Source organism: Lactobacillus sp. (genome assembly GCF_014803895.1).
The window spans coordinates 20,233-27,755 of record NZ_JAAVAU010000034.1 but is presented as its reverse complement, the minus strand read 5'-3'; the positions used below and the strand labels follow the sequence as shown (position 1 = coordinate 27,755).

The following is a 7,523-nucleotide window of genomic DNA, read 5'->3' as shown; positions in this document are numbered from 1 at the left end:
GATTCATATCACAATTGGTATGAACACTATGATGCTGGTTATTATTGGTTCATTATCTTTAACGTTTAATATGCCACAATTAAACAGTAATCCTTGGATTAGATTCATCATGATGATGATTATTTTGTGGGGAATTACTCTCTGTGAATTAGTTGGTGTGAAAAAGATTGGTAAGATTGCAGAATGGCTCTTTGCAATTGGGATTGCTTTGCCGGTTATTTTGCTTATTATTGCCTTTTTTGTCTATTTAGCTCAAGGAAGACCGTTGCATTATACTTTAAACTGGTCAACAATTTTTCCACATCAATTAAATGGGACTACTTTGGTTGCTTTTGTACCGTTTATCTTAGCCTTCTGTGGTGGGGAAGCTTCTGCACCACATGTTAAGTATCTAGAGCATCCCAAAAAGTATTCGAACGTGATGTGGGCTTTAGCTATTACAGCAATGTCTTTTGACTTACTTGGTAGTATGGCAATTGGAATGACTGTTCCTAAGGGAGAAATTTCTAATAGTAGTGGTTTTGTGTTTGCTTTTGGACATTTACTTGATTCAATTGGGTTACCGGGTGAACTTTTAGAAAAAATTATTGGTGTTATGTTGGCTTGCGGAATAATTGGTGAACTTGGTAACTGGCTTTCGGGTCCTAGTCAAGGGATGTTTGAAGCCGCCAAGGAAGGCTACATGCCTAAGTATTTTGCTCATTCTACTAAACGTGATGTTCCAATGCGTTTAATTGTAGTGCAATCTTTAGTTGTAACAGCCTCTTCTGTGATTTTGAATTTCACTAGTGGTAATAATTCTGATTTTGCTTTCAATGTTTCTCTTGCTTCAACTACAGCTCAATACTTAATCGTTTATATCATTATGTTAATTGCGTTTATTGCTTTGAAGCTTAAACATACTAACTTAGAGCGTAGTTATTACATGACTAAAAATAATACGTGGAGTATAGTTGTAGCTTTTATTGCTTTATTTATTACTGTAATTGCTTTCTTTGTTAGCTTTATTCCAGCTACTGGTACGCCAGATAATTTACGTGTACCTTATGTGGCTATTATGATTGGAATTTGTATTGTGGTTACAGTATTACCATTGATTATTTATCATTATCATTATAATTTTGGTAATGCCAAAGAAAAATAATTGTTTGACGGTCTAAGGGACCGTCTTTTTTTATGAATTTTAATTTTGTTATTTTTTTCACAAAGTTGTGTTATGATTATCGTAGATATTATTTACATATGGATTTTTGCATATTGAAAGGAAGCAATATCTATGAAACCTGGAAAATATGATGTCAAAGCACAAGGTCACGGTTCGAGCTATATGCCTATGGAAGTGACCTTATCAGAAGATAAAATTGAAGATATTAAAGTTGATTCTAAAGGTGAAACTAAAGGTGTAGCAGATGAAGTGTTTCATAGATTACCCAAAGAAATTGTAGATAATCAAACACTAAATGTAGATACAGTTTCTGGAGCTACGATTTCTAGTCATGGGGTGATCGATGGGGTAGCTCAAGCAATCACAAGTGCTGGCGGAGATGCTGAAGAATGGAAAAAGCGTGCTAAGCCTGTTAAAGTTAGTGCTAAAGATAAAGAATATACTACAGATGTAGTCGTTATTGGGGCCGGTGGTGCAGGGCTTGCAGCAGCAGCGCGTTCAATTCAACACCATCGTCAGGTAATAGTTTTAGAAAAATTCCCACAAATTGGTGGTAATACTACTCGTGCTGGTGGCCCAATGAATGCAGCGGAACCCGATTGGCAAAAACAATTTAAGGCTTTATCTGGCGAAAAGGAAACTTTAAAAAAGCTAGCAGCAATTCCAATTGAAAAGATTGATGCCGAATATCATGATGACTTTAAAGAATTAAAAAAACAAATTAAAGATTATATTGATTCTGGTGCAGATTATTTATTTGATTCAACTCTTCTTCATGAAATTCAAACTTATTTAGGTGGGAAACGCGTTGACTTGAATGGTAACGAAATCCACGGTAATTATGCTTTAGTTCATGAGTTAGTTACTAATACTTTGGCCTCTGTAAAATGGTTAGCTGACTTGGGTGTAGATTTTGATCAAACCCAAGTTACGATGCCGGTTGGTGCCTTGTGGCGTCGAGGTCACAAGCCCGTTGAACCAATGGGTTATGCCTTTATCCATATTCTTGGTGATTGGGTTAAGGCTCATGGTGGTAATATTTTGACTGAAACACGAGCTAAACATTTATTAATTGAAGATAATCGTGTAGTTGGTGTTGTGGCTGAAAAGGCTGACGGTTCTAAAATTACTGTTCATGCTAAAGATGTCATCTTAACCTCGGGTGGTTTTGGTGCAGATACTAAGAAAGTTCAAAAATACAATACTTACTGGAAACATATTGATGATGATATTGCGACTACTAACTCTCCAGCAATTACTGGTGATGGCATTGACTTGGGTGAAGAAGCTGGTGCTGACTTTGTTGGTATGGGCTTTATTCAAATGATGCCAGTGTCTGATCCTAAGACTGGTGAGTTATTTACTGGTTTACAAACTCCACCAGAAAACTTTATTATGGTCAACCAAGAAGGTAAACGTTTTGTAAATGAATTCGCGGAACGGGATACTTTAACCAAGGCTGCAATTGATAACGGCAGTTTATTCTATTTAATTGCTGATGAAAAGATTAAGGAAACAGCTTATAATACTAGCCAAGAAAAGATTGATGCTCAAGTTGAAGCTGGCACTTTATTTAGGGCTGATACTTTGGCCGATTTGGCTAAGCAAATTGGTATGAAACCTGAAGTTTTGGAAGAAACTATTAAAAAATATAATTCGTACGTTGATGCGGATAATGACCCAGATTTTCATAAGTCTGCTTTTAACTTGAAGTGTGAAGTTGCTCCATTCTATGCTACTCCTAGAAAGCCAGCTATCCACCACACAATGGGTGGTGTAAAGATTGATACTGCTACTCATGTTATTAACACTGATGGTAAGGTGATTCCAGGTTTGTATGCTGCAGGTGAAGTAGCAGGTGGTATCCATGCAGGTAACCGGTTAGGTGGTAACTCATTGGCTGATATCTTTACTTTTGGGAGAATTGCGGCTGATACTGCTGCTAAAGAAATTTTGTGAAATTAAATAATCCTTAATAATTGCATTACTAGCCCTGTTGCTAGTAATGCTTTTTTGGTAGAATATTTAAAATAAAATGATTATTTAATGAGGAGAAGAATATGAAAGAAACGTCCAATAAAAAACTAAGTACGAAACAATATTTAGTCGTTGCTTCCATGATTTTTGCACTTTTCTTTGGAGCCGGTAACTTAATTTTTCCACTTCATTTAGGACAGTTAGCGGGAAAAGCTTGGCTCCCTGCAGCACTTGGATTCTTAGTAACGGGAGTTGCTCTCCCTCTATTTTCATTACTAGCGATTGCAATTACACGTAGTGATGGAATGTATGATTTGGCCCGCCCAATTGGGGGAAAATTTGCTATTATTTTTATGACCTTAATTCATCTAACAATAGGACCTTTCTTTGCTACACCAAGAACTGCAACCGTATCTTATACAGTTGGTGTTGCCCCATTACTTCCTAAACAGTATCAAGGAATTGGGCTGATAATTTTTACAGTTATTTTCTTTGGGGTAGTTTATGCAATTGCCTTTAATCAGAGTGATATTTTATCTAGTCTGGGGAAAATCTTAAATCCAATTTTTTTAGTAGCCTTATTTTTAGTATTTGTAGTTGCTTTTGCTAAGCCAATGGGAAATCCTTCTGCTATGCCAATTTCTAGTGAATATACTTCTGGAGCATTCGTAAAAGGATTTCTTCAAGGATATAATACGATGGATGCCTTAGCTGGATTAGCTTTTGGTGTAGCAGTTGTATCTGCTATTCGTTCAATGGGAATAAAAAAAGAAAGTGAAATTGCTAAGGTTACTGCCAAATCAGGGATGATTGGAATTCTAGCAATTGGGGTGATATATTTGCTTTTAATTGTGATGGGAGCAATGTCACTAGGCCAATTTAAGTTATCTGCTGATGGCGGAACTGCATTTTCTCAAATTGTAACTTATTATGCTGGAACGTTTGGTCAAGCATTCTTAGCATTCTTAATTGTCTTGACTTGTTTAACAACTGCAGTAGGTTTAGTAGCAGCATTTGCGGAAGATTTTCATCAACATTTTCCAATTTTTTCTTATCGAGTATGGCTTACCATTGCCTGCGTAGCCTCTTGTTTAGTAGGATCATGCGGACTTGATCAAATTATTAAGTGGTCTCTACCAATGCTAATGTTCTTATACCCCTTAGTAATTGTTTTAATTGTATTGTCACTACTCTCACCATATATTAAAAAAGATCCTGTAGTTTATCGCATAACAGTTGGGTTAACTTTAATACCAAGTTTTTTTGATTTGGTGAATAGTTTGCCAGCACCGCTTAATCAGACAAGTTTTGTAGTATGGATGAATAAAATTAGAAGTAGTTTTTTGCCAATGTCGGATTTAGGTCTGTCGTGGATTGTTCCAGCATTAATTGGTTTAGGAATTAGTGTTATTCTGCATATTTGGCGAAGAAAAGCTGGAAAAATATGATTTCAAAATTTGCTTTCAATATCTGGAAACAACTATAATAAGCTTGAGTTTAAGTAATAACAAAGAAGGTAGATTATGGAATTTAAAGATTTAATTGAAAAGCGTCATTCTACACGTGAATTTTCAGATAAACAAATTTCTAAAGAAGATTTAGAAGATATTTTGAAGACTGCTAGTCATGCCCCATCTTGGGAAAATTCTCAACCTTGGAAGGTTTATGTTGCAACAGGTAAGACCCTTGAAGGAATTAAGAAGGACCATTTGGAGTTAGCTGATAAGGGAACTATTTCCTGGACTGATGTTAAGCCAACTGTTGAAGATGACTGGACTAAACAAGAAGATGAAAATGTTGCTAATTTTACTAAAGAATTAGCTGACTTTACTAAGGGAGACTTTAGCTTTTTTGCTGAGAAACAAAGATACTTATATAATGCTCAAGCTTTGATTTACTTCACCAGTGATGAAAAAGCAACTCCTTACAAGTACTATGACATTGGTTCGTTTGCTCAAAACTTGATTTTAGCAGCAACTGATAAGGGAATTGGTACAGTTCCGGCTTATGAAATTGTTCGTTTTCCTGATACAATTAGAAAACATATTGATATTCCTAAAAATGAAAAGATTTTTATGGGAATTGCTTTAGGCTATCCAGATGATGATCGTGTTAACCAATTTAAGCTTGGTAGAATGGATATTAATAAATTCGTAAAATTTAGCGATTAGTTATGAAAATTAGTTCGAGTTAAAAGCTCGGACTTTTTTCTTTTAGATATATTTGAGATAGAATATTAATATCTAACAATTATAAAGGAGTTTTTTAATGAAGACAGGTAGTAAAATTATTACTTTAGACAATGGCTATCACTTATGGACTAATACTCAAGGTGAAGGTGATATTCATTTATTAGCTCTTCATGGTGGACCAGGTGGTAATCACGAATACTGGGAAGATGCTGCTGAGCAATTGAAGAAGCAAGGTTTGAATGTACAGGTTACAATGTATGATCAACTTGGTTCGTTATATTCTGATCAACCTGATTATTCTGATCCTGAAGTGGCCAAAAAGTACTTAACTTATGAATATTTCTTAGATGAAGTTGATGAAGTTCGTGAAAAGCTTGGCTTAGATAATATATATTTAATTGGTCAAAGCTGGGGTGGACTTTTGGTTCAAGAATATGCTGTTAAGTATGGGCAACATCTTAAGGGTGCTATTATTTCTTCAATGGTCGATGAAATTGATGAATATGTTGATGCAGTTAATAGAAGAAGACAAGAGGTGCTTCCTCAAACTGAAATTGATTTTATGCACGAATGTGAAGAAAAAGGCGACTATGATAATCAACGCTATCAGGATGATGTTCAAATTTTGAATATTAACTTTGTTGATAGAAAACAACCTTCTAAGCTTTACCACTTAAAGGATATTGGTGGTAGTGCAGTTTATAATGCTTTCCAAGGTGATAACGAATTTGTAATTACCGGTAAATTGAAGGATTGGCATTTTAGAGACAAATTAAAGAACATTAAGGTTCCAACTTTACTTACTTTTGGTGAAAATGAAACTATGCCAATTTCTACTGCAAAGACTATGCAGAAAGAAATTCCAAATTCACGTTTAGTTACTACTCCTGATGGTGGTCACCACCATATGGTTGATAACCCGGATGTGTATTATAAGCACTTGGCTGATTTTATTCGTGAAGTTGAAGACGGAAAATTTAAAGGCGAATAAACTAAAAAACTACTACCGAACATTTTAACTGTTTAGTAGTAGTTTTTCTTTTACATTTTTTCTTGGCGATGTTGTTGAATATCTAAAATAATGGCAATGACCATTAAGATAACTCCTACGATACCAAAGAACATAGCAATAGTTTTTGGTGAACCAAATGGTGCTTTGAAATAGCTATCAAACCAAATAGCAGATATTGCAGCTTCAAAGATTGCCCAACCATATTGCTGACTTTTAATCATTATAAAGTAGTAAATGTAGATAACTACAAGAGTTACTAAATTAACTGGAAAATACCAAGATGAGTAGTTAGGTACAAAAATACTCAGAATGATTAAAATTAATGCGATTATCCAAAAAGTATTTCTTTGTTGTGGTGTATTCATATTTTCCTCCAGAATCTTAAAAATAGCACCTGCTAATAATTAATATTACAATAATATTATAACTTACGAAAGCGGTTAAATGCTGCATAAAAGTGTTTTAGAAAGGAAATATAATGTCTAAAAATACAAAGTGGGTAAAACTTTTAAGTGGGGTAGCTCTTGGGGCTGCTTTGGTTATGGGAACTGTGGCATGTAGTTCTAATAACACTAATTCAACTTCTAGCCAATCATCTACAAAATCTAACTCAAGTAAATCTAGTTCAGAAAGTAGTAGTTCAAGTTCCTCCTCGTCCTCTTCAGTAAATGAATCAACTGCTAAAAAAGAAAGTGCTACTATTAAAGTGAGCCAATCTGAGGCAGTTGATATGTTTAATAAGAAGTTTGCCGATAGTAAAATAAAGAGCATTGATTTAAAACTTAGTGGTTCAGCTTATGTCTATTCAATCGATGGTTTTGATTCCAAGAAGGAACATGAACTAACAATTGACGCTGTAACTGGTAAGGAAATTAATTCTAAGTCTGAAGCCTTAGATTCAGATGAACATAATCAAAAAGGCTTGGATCTTTCTAAAGTAATTAGCCGTTCTGAAGCGGGTAAACTTGCTGAAAAGCATGTTGGCAGTGGTAGTGCTATTGAATGGGATCTTGAAATGGATGAAAATACTGGTCGTCCAGAGTGGGATATTACTGTTGAATCTGGCATCCACAGGACTGAGGTTAAGATTGATGCAATTAATAAGAAGGTCCTTACTAGCGAGCATGATAATTAAAAGTTAAATAATTAGCAGTCCCTTCGGGCTGCTTTTTTAGTA

At 35.0% G+C, this 7,523-nt stretch carries 7 protein-coding genes; 6 read left to right on the top strand and 1 reads right to left on the bottom strand.

Features of this window, described 5'->3' with window-relative positions:
- The 5 genes from HDR40_RS09865 to HDR40_RS09845 all read left to right on the top strand — a co-directional run.
- Positions 1–1,144 (top strand): APC family permease (locus HDR40_RS09865; protein ID WP_290628535.1); only part of this gene is annotated, 1,144 nt, incomplete at its 5' end.
- A gap of 132 nt (positions 1,145–1,276) precedes the next feature.
- Positions 1,277–3,124, top strand: coding sequence for a flavocytochrome c (locus HDR40_RS09860; protein WP_290626164.1), 1,848 nt, complete (start codon positions 1,277–1,279; stop codon positions 3,122–3,124).
- Between the two features lie 101 nt (positions 3,125–3,225).
- Positions 3,226–4,590: a branched-chain amino acid transport system II carrier protein gene (brnQ, locus tag HDR40_RS09855; protein WP_290626162.1), complete on the top strand. Its 1,365-nt coding sequence runs from the start codon at positions 3,226–3,228 to the stop codon at positions 4,588–4,590.
- Positions 4,591–4,665: 75 nt separating this feature from the next.
- Positions 4,666–5,313 (top strand): nitroreductase, encoded by a 648-nt coding sequence (locus HDR40_RS09850; RefSeq protein ID WP_290626160.1) that lies wholly within the window; start codon positions 4,666–4,668, stop codon positions 5,311–5,313.
- Between the two features lie 97 nt (positions 5,314–5,410).
- Positions 5,411–6,325, top strand: coding sequence for a prolyl aminopeptidase (locus HDR40_RS09845; RefSeq protein ID WP_290626158.1), 915 nt, complete (start codon positions 5,411–5,413; stop codon positions 6,323–6,325).
- Between the two features lie 50 nt (positions 6,326–6,375).
- On the opposite strand, the gene HDR40_RS09840 is transcribed toward HDR40_RS09845, so the two are convergent.
- Positions 6,376–6,711 (bottom strand): hypothetical protein, encoded by a 336-nt coding sequence (locus HDR40_RS09840; protein ID WP_290626156.1) that lies wholly within the window; start codon positions 6,709–6,711, stop codon positions 6,376–6,378.
- Positions 6,712–6,824: 113 nt separating this feature from the next.
- Here HDR40_RS09840 and HDR40_RS09835 point away from each other — a divergent pair, with 113 nt between their 5' ends.
- Positions 6,825–7,481, top strand: coding sequence for a PepSY domain-containing protein (locus HDR40_RS09835; protein ID WP_290626154.1), 657 nt, complete (start codon positions 6,825–6,827; stop codon positions 7,479–7,481).
- Positions 7,482–7,523 lie beyond the last annotated feature (42 nt).

Bases quoted from the DNA above. Each gene is read 5' to 3' on its own strand.
- HDR40_RS09860 (WP_290626164.1), top strand. From the start codon at position 1,277: ATGAAACCTGGAAAATATGATGTCAAAGCACAAGGTCACGGTTCGAGC.
- brnQ (WP_290626162.1), top strand. From the start codon at position 3,226: ATGAAAGAAACGTCCAATAAAAAACTAAGTACGAAACAATATTTAGTC.
- HDR40_RS09850 (WP_290626160.1), top strand. From the start codon at position 4,666: ATGGAATTTAAAGATTTAATTGAAAAGCGTCATTCTACACGTGAATTT.
- HDR40_RS09845 (WP_290626158.1), top strand. From the start codon at position 5,411: ATGAAGACAGGTAGTAAAATTATTACTTTAGACAATGGCTATCACTTA.
- HDR40_RS09840 (WP_290626156.1), bottom strand. From the start codon at position 6,711: ATGAATACACCACAACAAAGAAATACTTTTTGGATAATCGCATTAATT.
- HDR40_RS09835 (WP_290626154.1), top strand. From the start codon at position 6,825: ATGTCTAAAAATACAAAGTGGGTAAAACTTTTAAGTGGGGTAGCTCTT.